Origin of the sequence: Paenibacillus sp. UASWS1643 (assembly GCF_008693195.1) — a bacterium.
In the GTDB taxonomy this organism is placed as follows: domain Bacteria; phylum Bacillota; class Bacilli; order Paenibacillales; family Paenibacillaceae; genus Paenibacillus; species Paenibacillus amylolyticus_B.
In genome coordinates, this window is record NZ_VXKZ01000036.1 from 1 (window position 1) to 326 (window position 326).

Below are 326 nucleotides of genomic sequence, written 5' to 3' on the forward strand. Positions count from 1 at the left end.
CCTTGCTGTTTGCCAAAGGTATGCTGGAACAGATAATTCATCGCCCACGTATTGGCATACAGGTGCTCTGAAGTCGGAATCCCCCGCGTGGCATCAAAATGAATGCCATTGGTTGGGTCATCCTCCAAAATATGCCCTTGAGCACCCGGATCCATATATTCTACTTGCGGTGAAGCTATCTCGTTCGGTGGATTAATGTTAGGTTTGCAGGCTACCTTCCCGTCCGGGATAGGATCATCAGGAATAACTGTCGTTACTTTACGATATACACCTACTACATTCGTACCTCCAAGATAATTTGTAAAATTTCTTTCTGATAACTTTGC

At 44.8% G+C, this 326-nt stretch carries 1 protein-coding gene; it reads right to left on the reverse strand.

Going from position 1 to position 326, the window contains the following annotated elements; all coding sequences use genetic code 11:
- Positions 1-326, reverse strand: a 326-nt coding sequence (locus tag FE296_RS33135; RefSeq protein ID WP_223868721.1) for a DUF5704 domain-containing protein, incomplete at both ends; no start/stop codon positions are given.